The sequence below is a fragment of the Vibrio sp. Isolate22 genome (assembly GCF_022398115.1).
Lineage (GTDB): Bacteria > Pseudomonadota > Gammaproteobacteria > Enterobacterales > Vibrionaceae > Vibrio.
In genome coordinates this window covers 1-15,229 of sequence record NZ_JAKEUW010000055.1, presented here as the reverse complement: position 1 = coordinate 15,229, position 15,229 = coordinate 1, and the positions used below count along the sequence as shown (strand labels likewise).

Annotated in this window: 12 protein-coding genes and 5 pseudogenes; 7 read left to right on the top strand and 10 right to left on the bottom strand. The window is 42.2% G+C overall.

Features of this window, described 5'->3' with window-relative positions:
• Positions 1–131: 131 nt before the first annotated feature.
• A complete protein-coding gene (locus tag L1D55_RS22005; protein WP_239918840.1) occupies positions 132–1,871 on the bottom strand; it encodes an FAD-dependent oxidoreductase in 1,740 nt (579 codons plus the stop codon).
• Positions 1,868–2,101 (bottom strand): hypothetical protein, encoded by a 234-nt coding sequence (locus L1D55_RS22000; RefSeq protein ID WP_239918839.1) that lies wholly within the window; start codon positions 2,099–2,101, stop codon positions 1,868–1,870. Before L1D55_RS22000 ends, L1D55_RS22005 begins: the two co-directional genes overlap by 4 nt.
• Before the next feature lie 250 nt (positions 2,102–2,351).
• Between L1D55_RS22000 and L1D55_RS21995 the strand changes: the two genes are divergently transcribed.
• From L1D55_RS21995 to L1D55_RS21985, 3 genes are all read left to right on the top strand, one after another.
• On the top strand, positions 2,352–3,098 hold the full coding sequence (locus tag L1D55_RS21995) for a tail fiber protein (protein WP_239918838.1): 747 nt from the start codon (positions 2,352–2,354) through the stop codon (positions 3,096–3,098).
• Between the two features lie 317 nt (positions 3,099–3,415).
• Positions 3,416–3,838 carry a VOC family protein gene (locus L1D55_RS21990; protein WP_239918837.1) on the top strand — a complete coding sequence of 141 codons (423 nt, stop codon included), beginning with the start codon at positions 3,416–3,418 and terminating at the stop codon, positions 3,836–3,838.
• 1,340 nt (positions 3,839–5,178) lie between these two features.
• The gene (locus tag L1D55_RS21985) at positions 5,179–5,601 is read left to right on the top strand and encodes a VOC family protein (RefSeq protein WP_016766815.1); all 423 of its coding nucleotides are present in this window, start codon (positions 5,179–5,181) and stop codon (positions 5,599–5,601) included.
• Between the two features lie 480 nt (positions 5,602–6,081).
• Here the strand turns inward: L1D55_RS21985 and L1D55_RS21980 are convergent.
• Together L1D55_RS21980 and L1D55_RS21975 are read right to left on the bottom strand one after the other, a co-directional pair.
• Positions 6,082–6,246, bottom strand: a pseudogene (locus tag L1D55_RS21980) (IS110 family transposase); the annotation flags it as partial.
• A 4-nt stretch (positions 6,247–6,250) separates the two neighbouring features.
• Positions 6,251–6,520 (bottom strand): annotated as a pseudogene (locus L1D55_RS21975) (IS110 family transposase); the annotation flags it as partial.
• A 101-nt stretch (positions 6,521–6,621) separates the two neighbouring features.
• On the opposite strand from L1D55_RS21975, the gene L1D55_RS21970 reads away from it, so the two are divergent.
• Positions 6,622–7,152, top strand: a complete 531-nt coding sequence (locus L1D55_RS21970; protein WP_239918836.1) for a GNAT family N-acetyltransferase — start codon at positions 6,622–6,624, stop codon at positions 7,150–7,152.
• Positions 7,153–7,280: 128 nt separating this feature from the next.
• On the opposite strand, the gene L1D55_RS21965 is transcribed toward L1D55_RS21970, so the two are convergent.
• Positions 7,281–8,480 (bottom strand): IS4 family transposase, encoded by a 1,200-nt coding sequence (locus L1D55_RS21965; RefSeq protein WP_239918835.1) that lies wholly within the window; start codon positions 8,478–8,480, stop codon positions 7,281–7,283.
• A 141-nt stretch (positions 8,481–8,621) separates the two neighbouring features.
• On the opposite strand from L1D55_RS21965, the gene L1D55_RS21960 reads away from it, so the two are divergent.
• Positions 8,622–9,056, top strand: coding sequence for a GNAT family N-acetyltransferase (locus L1D55_RS21960; RefSeq protein WP_102551158.1), 435 nt, complete (start codon positions 8,622–8,624; stop codon positions 9,054–9,056).
• 282 nt (positions 9,057–9,338) lie between these two features.
• Here L1D55_RS21960 and L1D55_RS21955 read toward each other — a convergent pair whose 3' ends face one another.
• The 3 genes from L1D55_RS21955 to L1D55_RS21945 form a co-directional block, all read right to left on the bottom strand.
• Positions 9,339–9,830 (bottom strand): EAL domain-containing protein, encoded by a 492-nt coding sequence (locus L1D55_RS21955; RefSeq protein ID WP_239918834.1) that lies wholly within the window; start codon positions 9,828–9,830, stop codon positions 9,339–9,341.
• Between the two features lie 784 nt (positions 9,831–10,614).
• Positions 10,615–10,959, bottom strand: coding sequence for a hypothetical protein (locus tag L1D55_RS21950; RefSeq protein ID WP_102423503.1), 345 nt, complete (start codon positions 10,957–10,959; stop codon positions 10,615–10,617).
• A 76-nt stretch (positions 10,960–11,035) separates the two neighbouring features.
• Entirely contained in the window at positions 11,036–12,247 is a 1,212-nt protein-coding gene (locus L1D55_RS21945) for a hypothetical protein (RefSeq protein ID WP_239918833.1), read from the bottom strand.
• Positions 12,248–12,500: 253 nt separating this feature from the next.
• On the opposite strand from L1D55_RS21945, the gene L1D55_RS21940 reads away from it, so the two are divergent.
• Positions 12,501–13,625, top strand: coding sequence for a tyrosine-type recombinase/integrase (locus L1D55_RS21940; protein WP_239918832.1), 1,125 nt, complete (start codon positions 12,501–12,503; stop codon positions 13,623–13,625).
• A 186-nt stretch (positions 13,626–13,811) separates the two neighbouring features.
• Here L1D55_RS21940 and L1D55_RS21935 read toward each other — a convergent pair.
• Positions 13,812–14,387 (bottom strand): annotated as a pseudogene (locus L1D55_RS21935) (integrase); the annotation flags it as partial.
• Between the two features lie 65 nt (positions 14,388–14,452).
• Here L1D55_RS21935 and L1D55_RS21930 point away from each other — a divergent pair.
• Positions 14,453–14,979: pseudogene (locus tag L1D55_RS21930) on the top strand (transposase); the annotation flags it as partial.
• A gap of 55 nt (positions 14,980–15,034) precedes the next feature.
• Here L1D55_RS21930 and L1D55_RS21925 read toward each other — a convergent pair.
• A pseudogene (locus L1D55_RS21925) lies at positions 15,035–15,229 on the bottom strand (IS5/IS1182 family transposase); the annotation flags it as partial.

Here is a 15,229-nt window from a genome sequence, read left to right as displayed (position 1 = left end):
ATTGTTAGGTCAGTAAATAGGCCTCCCAGATTGATTGAACGTATTTGTCGACAGTAACAACAGTATTAACCATATCAACAGTATCAAATATATTCTGGGTAGCCTTTTGTAGTCCGAAGAGCTTTATCACGTTAATAGATCGTTTTTCTTGACCTAAAGTGGTTATAACCTGTTTCTGGCGGCGAATTTAGTGGGAGTTTTTGATATGGATCGCTGTACTTTTCTTTCGTTTTTATTAAGCATTGGTAATGCTGTTGGAAATATTCACGCGTTGGGATTGAGCTGTCTTTAAAGCTAATAAATGCCCCTTTAGTCCCACATACGTCAGTATCTCGACATACTTCCATCCAATCCAAAGCGCGATTTACATAATTATAGACAGGATTATGTTTGCCTTTTTCGACTTCATAAACCTTTTCGTTCCACCAGGTTTGATATTGGATAGTGTATTGAGACGTTGTATAGGGAAAAGCGACCCGCTTGCTGGCTTTTTCGTTCGTGTCGTTAGCATAGAATGGCCCAGAAATAGCGCCCAGAGTCACGTAGCTGAACAACCCCAATGATTCATTCTCTTCACAAATGAGTGTTGAAGTTAAAGATCGGATCAACTGCTCTTTGCCAACGTCACTCAACCCTTGGTTTGATACGACCTTCGAGGTGATTTTGTGTGGAGCAGGGGAGTCAAAATCAGGAGCAAACGGCTTACTTTTACCTGCAGCTGAAGATAGACGCCTTACATCATACAATGAGTTTCTTGCCCAATGTCCCATTAATGCAGAATCATAGTAATGCTTGCTGTCAGTACCCGTGATTTTAAGCTTTCCTGAAGATAAGTATTGTTGTACAAAACCTCTAAGTGCCTCTTCGCTCCCGTCCCAGTAACCATACATGATGCACGGGTGCTGAAGTTCTTTAAAACATTTCTTTTCAGTATTCGATGTAGAGGAAATAGCATTGATTTTAAGGTTCGTTCCAACCAATTCTATCGTGTTCTCATCATTAATTGCCGTTTCCCATAACTCTAAAACACGGAAAGTGGAGTTATGCCCAGTATTAGCTTCTTTTGTGTTCCAGTGCAGTTCAAAGCGATGAATTTCATCTGGGATCTCGAAGGCACGAACTGTGAATTCCAATACAATGCCGTAGCTCAACGCACCACCACCACGAAGTGCCCATAGGAGATCTGAATTGTGCTCATCGTTAACCACGATGACCTCACCATTCTCTAATAAGACTCTTGCTGCAATTAAAGATTCACAACACATGCCATGTAAGCGAGTCCAAGGACCCCATCCCCCACCTTGAATGTAACCCGCTAGTCCAACCGTTGCACAGGTTCCATGAGGTATGGTCAATGCCGGGCGCGAATCATTTTCGGTGTCGGCCAAAATAGGGATAAGTTGGTAGAAGCGATAGCCAGCACCAATATCGGCTACGTAACCTTGAGAGTCTTGCTTTACGTCCAGTGTTTTTAATCCACTGAGATCGAGCAGCACAACATCATTTCCAGTGCATTCACCTTCGTGATCGTGCCCGCCAGATCGTACTTTTACCGGTAAGTTAAATTTAACGGCCAACTGATAAGCGGTGACGACGTCTGACTCACTTTGACACATAACAATCACGGACGGGTAAGCAATAAAACGTGTATTAAAAATAAGTGTTTGAGCTTGATACTGGCTAAGCCCTGGGCTTTGGGAGGGGCGAGAGCGATGTGAAACCAAAATCTGTCTTTTATCAACACCAAGTTGGGACAATTCATAGTAATAACGCGCAGCATTGTTTTTGTATATTGCCATGAGGCGCTGTGCTTCTAATAACTGTTCGTGAGGTGTGTCTGATAGCTCGAATTGTGTATTGATATCGTTCATGACAGTTCCTTATTTGAAGAATGCAGCGACCCTTTGATTGGGTATTGGTCAATGCTTTGCCCTGTCACCGTTATTGCGAGAGAGCGAAGCGCTGGTGCTAAGCCGCATTTAAATAAGCCGTGTCTACCTAAATCCTCTCTGTTAATGTTCACTTCAACACCACCGCACATTGCCCCGCCGCCCACATCACCATCATCGCCCGAAGCCGCTATATCAAGACCGTCACTCATTTTGATTCCATTCATACTTTTAAAGGTGAATCAAAATGTACAGGAGGAGCTGTTTCATTCAATTACACCTTATTACAGCATCCGTATAGCAAGGTGTAATACCGTGTAATTGAGCAGAGACTTGTTAGGTACTAGATTTGTCGGGAACAAAATGTATTTCGTAAGCATGGCCGAAAGGGGTGAACAGAGCACTTCGGTTTATAGGAGCGAAGAAGATTTTGTGTAACGGTTTAAGATTAAGGAGCTTCGAATGCGTATAAATAAATGGATGTGTAAGCTGACCCCGATAGCGGCAATCATTGGTGTATTTTCATCTGTCAGTGCCACGGCTAGCTGCAGCACTGACCCTTTTATAGGTTCTATGTGTGTAACAGCAGCAGATTTTTGCCCTGAACCGTATTATATGAAAGCGGAAGGTCAGTATTTGCCAATCAGTGAATGGCAAGCGCTGTTTTCCCTATTGGGTACAAACTTTGGTGGTGATGGTAGAACCAACTTCCAGCTGCCAGATATGCGTGGCCGCACCGCAGTAGGTCAAGGGTTTGGGCCTGGTTTGAGGGCTATAGCACTAGCTCAACGTGGTGGTGAGGATTTTATTAAACTTACACAGAACAGTCTGCCACCTCATAAGCATGTCGTCGGGGCTGGCGTTCGAGTTAATGTGAGCAATGTCAATATTGACGTTGCTGTGGAAGTACCACTTTCTAGCAGTTCAGGAACCAGTCATAAGGTACCTGAGAGTGGCGCAACATTTTTAAACACGGTTGGTAAAGATAATTTTGGGGACAATCATGAAGTGAAGATTTATGGAAGTGCTGGTACCTCTGGAGCGCATTTAGTCGGAAAGGGGAAGTCTGAGGTGCAGTTTGGTAATAATATTTTCGTGGAAGGTGAGGTGGAGTCTACTGGGGCGGGGAAGGCGTTTGAACACAGGCAACCTTTTGTCGGGCTTACCCATTGTATTGCAGTGAATGGTACTTATCCTTCTAGGTATTAAATTCCTCTGTAAGGGAATTGTGGTGCTTGAGTAAGTGATCTGCACCATCAATAATGGATACTGAGTTAAGCGACTTTTTACATACTTGAAGTAACTCATCAAATACTAATTTAGTAAACTAATTTAGTAAAGTCACTGACTCACTTTTGCCCCATTATTTGGTAGACCTTTTACTCATTCACATCCTGTTAATGTGCTTTTGCCCTACTAAATGTTATGAGATGGCGTAAATTTTTGCTTGACCTCAAGTTAAGTTGAGGTGTTAGGCTATTTTGAGTTGATACTTTAGCTTATTGATAAAAAGGATATATTTGAATATGACAAGGATCGAGCATTTAAATATTACAGTTCCAAATATTGACGCTGCATTGGCATTTTTAGTTATTGTAGCTCCAGATTTTAATGTACGAAAAGATGTTAAGTCTCCAGATAGACATCGTTGGGTTCATGTGGGCAACAGGCAAAGCTATTTTGCGATTCAAGAGCCTCATCTAGACTCACTTGTTCCCCAAAGTTTTCAAAAAACGTATAAAAACTACGGGCTAAACCATATTGGCTTGGTTGTGGATGATCTTGAAGCTACAGAGAGCCGCCTGATTGAACAAGGATATCGTAGAGGTATTTTTGCTCCCGAAGAGACATATCGTAAAAGGGCGTATTTTTTCGACAAAGCTGGCTTCGAGTGGGAATTAACAGAGTTTTTGTCTGACGTAGAAGATGAAATGTACTTGTATGAGTAAGTTTTGAAAAGCGCATACAAAATATTTAGGCTTTCAAGATACTTTTTCTAATCCAATTTGGCACGTTAGAATTCATACTCTAACGTGTTTTTGTCCGTGCGACCTGAAGTCGTATGAAGCGTTGTTCACCACGCAGAGTGAACCATCTGTATCACCAGATGACCCTAAGAGCCTGAATAAAGCAGCGGCTCTGACAACGTAACGAAGCTTGGTCGTTAGGCTGAGCGGGAGCAAAATCGTGAGAGGATGTTCCTCCTGATAACCACAAAATCGGGTGAGTGCTAGGGAGTCAATATGATGAATGTAATGTGAATCCATTTAAGGCGCGTTATACGCTGAAGCAGCGGAAGTGGTTAATACGCTGTAGCCAAAAGGCAACGAGAGTCGGAAAGAGATTGGACAATGCTCTTTCGTGGTCATTGTACTCTCCGCACCATTGTGGGCATCTAAGTTGACATTTTTACGCGACATACGGAACAGGGTAAGCCTGTATACCTCCCTATGGGAAAGCTACCTGTGAAGGTGGCCGATAGGTATGCAGGTAAAGGAGGTTAGAGAAAGCAAATGTCGCTTTGTAATGAAGTGGATACAGATTTCTATCTGGCGCGAAAGCGAGCTGACTTCTAACTGGTCTCCCGTTGCGAAAGAGTTTGAAGAACTTTATTGAAGAAGAAAAGCAAATGATGATTTCAAATGAAATTAGTGCATCTTCTTACAACGAACCGTGGTCTCTCAACTACTGAGTGCTCATTGGCAAGGTATTAAAGCTTCAAGTGCGTATCGCAAAGGTAATTAACACGAAGGGCTAGTGTTGCGATCAACTTTTGGTCTCGCTCTAGTCCTATAACGATTTAATTACTGGGTGCTTCACTGTGCCTTTGTGGAGGCTTGAGCCGTATGCAGTGAAAGTTGCACGTACGGTTCTGAGGAGGGTGGCACCTGGTAACAGTTGCCGTCTATCCGACAGAACCTTCTTAGGCTGAACTTTCCCCGTGTGTGGTTAGGTGATCGTGAATAATCACAAATTTGTACCAAATTCAGCAAATCCATTGTTTTTACTTATCATTTTGGCTCGTTAATTGCTTGTCTTACTAAAAAAACATAGAAGCGGCAAAGAGATACCATGTTATTGATAAGAAAACTCTTAGGAATTCAAACAAAAGAAGAAAAACATCTAGCTTTAAAGGCGAGATTGGATTTTGCAATGAGTCAGACCGTAGCAAGGTGAGATGCTTGATGTGACCCTGTACTGAGCCGCCATGCCCGTAAGGCAACTTAATTTGGAAGAGGTGGTGTGTTGAGTGGCTGGGGTGTTGTATAAAATGTTACAAGGATAAGTTATGGAAGAATATTGGAATCCGATGGTTCCCGAGTTATCAGTAAGTAACTTTGAAGAATCACTTTCTTTTTACGTGGATGTGCTTGGGTTCTCTGTAAGAATTAAGCGAGAAAATCCCGATTTTGTTTATCTTGAACAAGAGCAAGTTCAGATCATGCTAGAAGAAATCACGGACTCAGGTTGGGTCACAGGTGAGTTAGTTGCTCCGCTAGGCCGTGGGGTTAATTTTCAAATTGAGCTTTCAGACTTAGAACCTTTAATCGAAAGGCTAAAAAAGGCTAACGTACATTTCTTCCGAGACTTAAAGGAAACATGGTACGACATTGGTGAAAAGTTGTCTGGTGAGCGAGAGTTTTTAATACAGGATCTAGACGGTTATCTATTAAGGTTTACCCAGCATCTTGGAGAAAAAGAGAAACTATAAACGACTGTTATAAAATGTTTATGCCTGTTCGCGTTTGGTACTTATAGTATTACCGCTGGTTTGCATGGGTAACTAGTAGTAACCCGCATCATATAAATTAGAGACACTGAGTTAATTAAGGTTGCTATATTTTTGCAAATGCTCGGGTTCCCCTCGAAACTTATTTATGTCCAGAGGCTTCCTGTTGCTGAATTTTTACCCGTGGTACGTTTTAGGTATGATGGTTCTAAGAAGGTTTTGCCCCTTTTCGTATATGGAATCCACGTATTTACAAAGTGATTTTTGCAATGAAAGTTAAGATGCGGTCGTATATTCGGCTTCTTATTGAAGGAGCTACCCTCTAGCCTTTGATGTTTTGCGCACCTACTGTCCTCATCGAGTTAGCAGCTTGGAAAGCATGACGGAAAGGTCAGGTTTTCAGTAGGTTGGTCTTACCTTTTATGCTTCATCATTTTGTGAAATATCACAATTTATTAGTGATTAATCGGTGAGTAAAACTGGTTTGTATTCAGTCTCATACCGAAGCATTGCCCACGCAGTCCGTACCACCTTGTTAGCCAGTGCAATGCAGGCCTTCTTGAAACCGATACGATCTATGATACTCCTCAACCATGCATCCTTCTGAGTCTTCGGTTTTTCAGGTAGGTGCGTTCTTTCCCTTAGTTCGATAAGGAACTACGTATTTAACGGCCATAATACGGGCGTCGTGACCCAGTTTATTGAGTGTTCTTGCCCAATAATGTGCACCACCACACGCTTCAACGCCTATACGCATGAGTGGCATATTTGCTATTGTAGTCAGTAGTTTAGAGCGGGTTACTGACTTATGAAGTATGACCTTACCATTTTGGTCTACGGCATGAAGACTAAAGTGGTTTTTAGCTAGGTCGATACCGCAGAAATAAGAATAATCAGGCATGGTGCCTCCGATGCATTTAAGTACCACATAAGTGTGGCAGATCCTCGGAAGGGGGGAATCCATGTCATTCGTTATAAGCACAGTCAAAATAGGGTACTCATATGGAAAATGAGAGAATAAAATTAGTCCCACCATCTTTGAAATATGCGGGTTCAATGCTGACAGTTATTAATGAAAGTCGGGCTGAATTATCCCAATTTTTGCCTTGGGTTTCTGAGTCACTAACAGAGAATGAACTCAAGCATAATATCAAAGAGGCTCTAGCTAATTTTACCAATTTCACTGGTGAGTTTTGGTTTAATATCATCGAAAAAGAAACTGGTGTATTTATCGGTGTTATCGGGTTTATTGTTCGAGATAAATCTGTTCCTTATTTTGAAATTGGCTATTGGTTACAAACGTCGAAAGTAGGTAAGGGTTATATAACAGAAGCTGTAAATATTATTGAAAAATATGCCTTCACTGATAATCACGCTCAACGATTAGAAATTAAAATGGCTAGCTCAAACTTAAAAAGTCAGGCTGTAGCAAAGCGTTGTGGTTTCCAATTTGAAGCTCAATTAATGAGTGCTCGACGTTTACCATCGGGTGAATTGGATAATACTTTGGTTTACGCCAAGATGTGCTTATAACAAATGCATCAACACGATTTGCTACACTCGGCGTTGTCAGTTTGTCCTTAGTTTCAGTGATTAAGGCAGTAAAATTCAGCTAGGTCTGTATAGTAGCAAACGTGTTATGCAGGCGCTGACGGATCCCCTCATAATTTCCCTAGTCCTGCGTTGTGTGTGAGCCTTTGATATTCGAACATTCCCCATTGATATTGGGATTCATTAATTTGATATCGCCGATGATTTCGTACCTCTCTCCCTAGACGAGGTATGGATGGAACTCGGCGGTGTTTAATGCTGTTGGCTTGGAAGTCAAAATGCCATTTGGCTTGTACTGCAATTAGGCCATTCCACCACATCAAGATTTCAGCGAGCAACGCAATAAGAAGCAGGATATCTAATCGCTTAGTACAGCGAGTTCTGTTGTGACGAAGTGCGCTCCCATAGGCGGTACTCTTTAGATCGCGGAAGTCTTCTTCTATCTGCATACGCTTGGCGTACAGATTGGTAATTTGCACTTCATTTAAGATATGTCGAGGGACATTAGTCGCGAGTAGCCACGGCTCCTTTGCACTGCGTTGATAGAGATGTGTAGCGGAGTGTTTTTGGCTGGTTCTACTATGGCGCTGGGCTTTTCGGCCTTTTTCTAATCCCTTATAAACATAGGCTTCACAAGATATCGGTGATCTCTTTGCTAATAAGCAGTTGCCAAGATATTTGGGTTTATGGACAGCGTTTGGATAAAAGGTTTTATTTGAGACCCAAGGTTTTTGAGGTTGTTTGATTGATACTTCACCTCGGACACGACCTAACCAAAACCAACCTTTCTCCTGAACTTGGCGGAACCAAGTATTTCTAAAACCCGCATCAGAAACGATGATCGGACTGATTTTATTCGGCAAAATACTCTGCAATTTATCGAGGAATGTTTGGTGACTTTTCGGTGAATTGTATTGGCCATACTCAAAAACTTGTTCAAAGATTGTGACGGCTCGACCATCAAGTGCAACGGATGCTCTTAACGTCATATAACGAAGTTGTTCACGAACATCAGACCAATCCACAAGGATCGCAGGGCATGGGTTAGCGCCCGTTATTAAGTAGGCATGCCATTTATAAATAAGGTCTTTTTCACGATGTAGTTGGCGATTTCCAAGCAGTCTATCAACGCGTTTGATCGCATGTTTTACCGTGGTATTAGTTTCTAGTTTTCGACCTAGTTTAGTCAGCGTTAAGTCTGAACCGTCAAGTACACTTTTTGTAGCAAGTATCAGAGAATTAACGCGTTTTTTGTGAATGGAGGGGCATTGGTCTTGTATGGTTTGCTGTAGAATCTGAATGTCGCGCATTGTTAACCCACTTGTTCGAAATGTGTGTTCAGCAATATTCATTAGATCAAAGACGGCGATGCGCGTCTACCTCATTGTTTTTACGCCTGATTATGAGGGGATTCGCAAGATGCAGGCGTTATGTCTCAAGGATGGAGAGTAATGCAAGGATACAAAGTAAGCACAAACAATGAAGGCCTCGACTTTGAGTTTATCTATAAATTTATTTCACGTAGTTATTGGGCTTCTGAGATTCCAAGAGAAACTTTGAAAAAGGCGATATCAAACTCTTTTTGTTTTGGTGTTTTTACTGACACTGGCGATCAAGTTGGCTTTGCTCGACTCATAACAGATAGAGCTACATTCGCTTACCTTGCGGATGTGTTTATTGACGATCGTCATAGAGGGAGAGGTCTGAGCAAGTTGTTAGTGCAAACGATAGTCGAACACGCTGATGTAAAAGGACTCCGTAGGATGGTTTTGGCTACTAGGGATGCTCACGGGCTCTATGCTCAATTCGGTTTTAGACCAGTAGAAAATCCAGAGATATTAATGCAAATCTGGCAACCGAATGTCTATCGTGACCAAGAGGCATAACAAATAAGGATTAAGGTGTTGCTAAGCCAACACTAAATTCCGAGTGTTGAACAAGCCTGAAGCCACTTTATTAAGTAAATTATTCGATGATGGTCGAGGGGCATTGCGCCTTGAACTGGTCTATTAACGCATGGCACCAAGTTAGTGACTTTCCATACTTGTAGTTATTCATGAATTGCTAATTTAGCAAAACCACTAACACAGAAATGTCCAAAAACGTGTTTCAGCAGGAGGAGTGCTTATCCCTAAAAGTTTCAATCTTTAATGTTAAAGTTGCGAACTTTATTGTCTGAGTTTCGATCTTAGTTGTCCGCCGACAACTGCAATTTCGGTGTCTATGGTTGAAATTAAACCCTCTTCTATCGAGAAAGGGATGAACTCTGCAGGTGGTATCACGCCATGTTGAGATTCCCACCTGGCCAAAGCTTCACAGCCATTAATTTTACCGCTTTTTTCAGATACCCTACTTTGGAAATAGGGTTTGATCTCGCCATTTAACAGTGCTTCTCGTATCCTAACGGCGCGTTGACTGCGTTCTCGGATCGCGATGACTTTTTCCATTTGTGTCAACACAAGTCGATTGCCAAAAATGATACCAATGATAAATCCGCTGCACGCCAAAATCACACTGACTTCGTGAAAGATTGATAGCTCAACTTTACCCTTACCAATCAATATTCCTGCAAGGCAAGTTGCGGCCACCAAAGGTACAAACAGAGATATCGCGAGCACGTTTCTCTCTTTCTGATATTCATTTTGTATTGCGTCCGTCATAGTCACATCTCTTTGCTAAATCCATTACAGTCCGTTCAATTGAACAGCAATCTTAATGACAAGTGTGCAAATAGAGGGCTCAATTTCATGCATTGATTGAGTGTGTTATCTGAGTGCGATACGTCGCAAAGGCTGTTGCTAGTCAAATTGGGAGCCCACCTATCACCGCAATATATAGATTCTTAATAACATCGTATGTTAGATATAGAAGTGTTAGTGCTAAAGCGAGTCCTGTCAGTACATTAATAATTTTTTGTACCATTCCAATTTCCCTCTTAAATTTGTTTTCTTGATAATTTGCAAAAACATCGGGGCAATTGGATTACTTACTTTTGTCCACGAAGGTGAATAATATTGTAAGCATAGCTAACCCCTCAATTACCCTTGTCGGGTATTAATCAATTAATACTCTGATGTGAATGAGAAGTGTGTAAATAAGGCGCTTAAATTCATACATAGATTGTACAAATATCGGTTTGAAGCCTCTGAGCTCAATAGGGTGGTGAGATATCCACAAAATTTGTTAGTGGCTGGTGGATAAATACACAAAGTTGATTTGAGTGAATGGTTTAAAGTCTGCAGGGTTCAAGCATCGGATGTAGAGGAGTCTTATGAACGACTCAATAGAGTAGAGCAACTTACTGTAGAAATGAAAAAGTCGCTGTTAGGCGACTTTCACTCTGCCATATTTTCATATGGATTCGTCAATACGTTGTCATGGCGCATTATATTGCCACAAACCCATCTTAGGTTGGGCGAGCTATTGTGTTGTCAATTAAACACTCTATTTTCGATGCTTAGGCGATCCTTGACCATAAACATCTGATCCTAACTGCTTATACAATGCCGGATTGACGGTTAGTTTCAGATCATTGGCAGACAAATCAACGGACTCAGCCCATTTTAGAATTTGTATTCTGTCAAATTTCAATCTCGTGAGTAGCATGCTATTTGGCGTCTCAATGGCAATGCAACCTCCACTGATGTTCGCCACACGCAGCTGATTGCCGTAGTGTGGAAACTCTTCATGAAACAGTTTATTGATTTCCGCAAGATCCTTGAGTTTATCTTTGACCGCTGAAAATTTCGTGTCCTGGAACACATCACACAAGCTTGTTGTCGCTCTCATAATTTTCTCCAGTTAGATGAGTACACATAAGGTTGTACACCATTTAATGGAAAACTGAGTGTCAAATAACTTGGGCTTACTTATTGTCTAACTGAGTGTTTTTGGCCTCAAGTTCTTTGATGATCGCCTGTTTAGTCGATAGTTCCTTTTCCTGTGTTTCGTTTTGCTCAGTAAGACGCTTAATATCTTGTTCTAGGCGAGTGTTGAAGGCACCTTGTCTTTCAATGGTGCTTAGGTTCTGACTGTTAGACATTCGTAGCTCAGTCAACTGGTCTGAGAGTGAGGTAAGTCGTTCGGATGCATTACCAAACCTAATCATGGCTTGTTCCAACTCACTGCTTAGGCGAGCATTCTCAGATTTCGATGTGATATATTCGGTTTCAAGTTCCGATAGGTCGGTACTGAATTTGTTTCGACTCTCGCGTAATTCCTGAAGGAGTTGAGCGTCACCTTGAGCCTGTGTTTCAAATCTGATGATCTCACCCGACTTTTGCGTCACAGTGTCACTTAGTTCAGAAATTTGCTTGCGACAATCTGTAAGCTGATTTTCTAGATTCTTAATCACAGTGACTTGGTTTTCTAGCTTCACCTCGGCTTCAGCTAGTGAACTTTGATGCTTGTCCAATTCGACCTTTAGATTATTCGCATTGTCCTGTAACACACCAATCTCATCACTTAGGCGCGTTTCAATACCTTCACAGTTCTTCTGGCTTTGCTCAAGCTCGGTTTTTAATTTAGTTATTTCTTTGTCTTTCAATGAAATGGTAGTGTTCGCTTCTTGCAACTGAACACCAGCCAACTCAAGGTCACCCTCAGTTTTCAAAAGGAGTTCGTTGGCCAGATCTGCTTCATCTTTATACATGAGTACTTCGGCATTGTGCTCTGCGTCTTTGGCCGCACTTAACCGAGTAATTTCAGTAGAGAACAATTCAACGAATTCATCACTAAAACCACGCTCGCGGAATAAGTCCATTCGTTTGTTCTTAGCTTGAGTATTCCATTCACGGACATCCACATTGATTGTGCTGGTAGATTTTACATCTGGCATCATCGATAGCACATTTCGCACACTGGTTTTTTCGCCTTTAACGAAGAGCGAATCACAAATCTCGAAAACACGTTGGCGTCGTTGTAACTGTTCTGCGGTAAGGTCTTTCTGTGTGCTGATGTCGCTCATTGGATGGTACTCAAGTTCAGATTTGGATTTCATACATTTTAATCGAACATACAGCGAACGTCCACAAAGAACGAACACCTGTTCGCTGTTCGATAGTGCTATGTGAGACATCGCACCTTATTAGAAATCTTATTTTATCTGGTTGCGCACCAACTACGACATTACAACTGCCCTACTCTACCTAATTAAGTGACACTGTAATGCTTTTAACTAATAACTATGCAGCGGTGATTGTTCATGAGATTGAAAGCTCAAATATCTCAATTTTCTAGATCTCAGATAATTACAATTATATGTGATCTAGAAAAAATACAGGGAATTGGTTAGACTGTAACGAACTACGAAAGCATAAGTTGGAAATGATATGGTCGGCACTGAAATCTCACTTCATACGGACTTTTCCCGTTTAAGGCCAGAACATGTTCACCAAGCGATCATGCTCGCACGAAAGCACGGTACATCGAACGAACAGTACCAAAAAATTCAAGATGCTATTCACCATCTTTTGCGAGAGTTCAATAAACGTGAAGAGCGTTATGCTAAGAACTCACTTTCTCAGCTTTATAGCAACTGGTCACGATTTGAGAAATGGTGTCACGAGCATGAACATCACCCATTGCCAGCAGCCGCAGAAACCATCGAATTATTCTTTGAAGATAAGGTCGACGACTTACACCGTAACTCAAATCGATCTTATGCGTGGGCCATTTCAAAAATTCATCGTATCTCGGGTTGTCCGGATCCATTTCTTGATGAAATCGTGCGTGACAAGATGGCCGGTATCTTTCGAAGAAAAGTTGAGGCGGGTGAACGAATTGTACAGGCTTCAGCGTTTCGAGAGAAACACTTAGATAAGATAACCGAATTGTGGCGTCATTCCCCTAGCCTACGGTATCGTCGTGATCTGGCTTTGCTGACTGTTGCTTATGAAACCCTACTTCGTGCGTCGGAAATCGCAAATATCCGTTTTGGTCACTTAGAGTACCCAGGTGACGGAACGGCTTTGCTTACCATCCCTATCACCAAATCTAATCATAGTGGCGAACCAGATACAGTGGTTTTTAGTCCGGAAGCTGTTGATATTATTCATGAATACGTAGAATTAGCAGGGCTTGATGACACTGATGAACAAGCCTTCTTGTTCGTCGGTGTGAGCCGACACAACACGCCATATAGACCAAAGTTAATCGACCCAGCCCACCCTGAAAGCGGCAAAAAACATAAGAAAATGACGTCATGGACTATCGAGCAGATCTTCAATAAAGCATGGGAAGCGCTTAATTTGGGTAAGGTTGGTATTGCCACTTTTACTGGCCACAGTGCAAGAGTTGGCGCGTGTCAGGATTTATTGACCGATGGATACACCATCTTGCAAGTACAGCAAGCTGGACGTTGGTCCACACCGGCTATGGTGATGAGGTACGGTCGCGGAATATTGGCGAAAGATGGTGCAATGGCACAGAAACGCGCAGCTAGAGGACGAAAATAACCAGTCAGTTGAAGCCCTAGTGCTGACAGCTGCAGGGAGCCAAAGCATGTTGCTCTTCTCTGTCTTAGGTTTTATTTAGCTCAGGATGGAAGCTATTGAAAACCTCCCCACATCCATTTAGTTATCGTTCGGGTATTGCTTAACTGAAATTGGCTCACACTCATTCCATACGGCTTGGTCAGGTTTTGTATAGATTTCCGTGGTTTTTGAGTTGCTATGGGCCATTCTCTTTGTAGCACTTAACCCTTTTTCTTCAATCATTCGAGCTGCTAAGGAACGAATTTCATGGTACGTCGGTCTTTCGTTACTTGGTAAGTGCGACTTCACACCAACTTTGTCACGTACCCTGCTGAACTGCTTGCTGAGGTAATGGCTTTGCACTTGGTAGATATGATCACAATCTTTTGCCACGCCTCTTTGTCTTTGTATCGGTTTCATGTGAACGATATAAGGGCAGCGTATACGGTCTGTATAACTCAGCTGTACAATGTCATAGATAGACTGAGTGACGGGGATCTTTACTCTAGATGCGTCGGAATTTAATACCTTTTGTCTATGGATATATAAGTAACCATAAATTTTTTCGCCATCCACTAAAATAGGTTGCTTGTCCTCATTCCAGACAATTCCACAACGGTTATCCTTTGGCGTGCGTATGTTGTATTTGATACGACAGATCTCATTGATGGCATGAGTTGTCTCTAACGTTAATGCCATTGCTACTTTAAGAAAGATCGGTGCGCTATCATAAATCAACTCAAACTCTGATCCGCACCATCAGTTTTGGACACCGAGTTAAGTGAGTACAATCACTAACGAGGTGAACCATGACAAGCAAGAAAAAACGTATTATCCATTCTTCTGAATTTAAAGCAGAAGCCCTGAAGCTAGCAGAGAAAGTGGGAGTAGCTGCGGCAGCGAGACAGCTCGGGTTATACGAATCTCAGATCTACGGTTGGCGTAAGGCAGTCAAGAAAGACACCAGCACAAGTCAGCGGGAAAAAGATCTAGCCGCTGAAGTCGCCAAGCTTAAAAGGCAATTGGCTGAGCAAACTGAAGAGCTAGATATAGTAAAAAAGGCCGCCACCTACTTCGCGAAAAATCTAAAGTAGATTGCTACGAATTTATGCTCGAACACCTGCTGTGCTTCAATGTAGTCCGTATGGCCAAGGTGTTCGGGGTTTCTCGAAGTGGGTTTTATTACTGGATTAAGCACCGCCACAAGGCCATCCAGCGCGAGGCTGCTCGCCAAGAGCTCGATACCAAGGTCAAGAAGGTTTTTGACAGCAGCAAAGGCCGAGATGGTGCGAGGCGCATCCAGAAAGAGCTGGCTGAGAACGGTGACAGCCATAATGGGCGTTGTTGATCAAATCAGCTAAAGGACGTATCTATCCTACGGAACTTACCTGTTAGTTTCTAATAGGCATACCTAGTCCTAGAACTTTGTTCATTGCTTTGACGTTTGCTAACGCCTCACCAACTTGAGCGTTATAACATCTCAAGCTCAATGTGCCGCTAGTCAGTCCTTTATATCGGGACATTGCCGTCTCAGAGATTGAACGGTCGTGGTAGCCAGAGTCAGTTTTCCATTGAGTTAGCTTAGC